Source organism: Acrocarpospora phusangensis (assembly GCF_016862995.1).
Taxonomy (GTDB): Bacteria; Actinomycetota; Actinomycetes; order Streptosporangiales; family Streptosporangiaceae; genus Acrocarpospora; species Acrocarpospora phusangensis.
In genome coordinates, this window is the sequence record NZ_BOOA01000210.1 from 1 (window position 1) to 1,039 (window position 1,039).

General features: G+C 68.0%; 1 protein-coding gene. It reads left to right on the forward strand.

The features are described from left to right. Positions 1 to 1,039: OmpL47-type beta-barrel domain-containing protein (locus tag Aph01nite_RS40965; RefSeq protein WP_373872398.1), on the forward strand; the 1,039-nt coding region annotated here is incomplete at both ends.

A 1,039-nucleotide genomic window follows, 5' to 3' on the forward strand; every position in this document is an offset into this window, starting at 1 on the left:
CCGGTGACGACGGCCACGCCGGACCCGGCGCAGCCGGCCAGTGGCTGGTTCACCGGTCTGGTCCTGGTGACGCTGGCCGGCGTCGATGAGGCGCAGGGCAGCGGGGTGGCCAAGACCGAGTTCCAGCTGGACGGCGGGGCTTGGACGGCCTATGCCGAGCCGGTGGTGGTCACCGGGGACGGCCCGCACACGCTGAACTACCGTTCGGTGGACAGGGCCGGCAATGTGGAGCAGGCCAAGGCGCTGGCGTTGAAGGTGGACGCGACCGCTCCGGTCACCACGGCGGACTTCCTGCCGGTGGGTCAGGGCACGGTCCCGGTCTCGCTGGCGGCGGCCGACGCCACCTCCGGTGTGGACAGGATCGAGTACGCGCTGGACGGCGGCGCCTGGACCGCCTACACCGCGCCGGTGAACGTCAGTGGTGTGGGGGCGCACGAGTTGCGTTACCGGGCCGCCGACAAGGCCGGCAATGTGGAGGAGATCAAGGCGGCGACGATCACGATCGAGCCGGAGGCGCAGCCGACGATTCTGATCTCGGGTGTGGCGGACGGCACGTCCTACGGGGACAGTCAGGATCTGACGATCGCCTGGGAGGTGGCCGGCGCGAACATCAAGTCGGTGACCGGCACGCTGGACGGTCGGCCGTTCGTCTCGGGTTCGGTTCAGGCGCTGTATCTGCTGCCGCTGGGGGCGCACACGCTGACGGTGACGGTGGAGACGAATGCGGGGGGCAGGGTGGAGCAGTCGGTCGCCTTCTCCACCAGGACCTCTTCGGATGACATCTCGGCGCTGATCGACCGGTTCGAGGCGGCCGGGAGGTTGTCGGCGACCGGGGCGTACAAGTTGCAGGATGACATTTCCAAGGTGATGGTCTCGGAGGACAAGGGCCGGGATCGGGACAAGAAGAAGATCGTGAAGAAGCTGGAGCGGTTCGTGGAGGCGGTCAACGATCCGAAGATCGTCTCTGATGCTCAGGTGAAGGCCACGCTGCTGCGTGACGCCAACGCCCTGATCGTCGCCAACGACGGCCAGCCCGTCT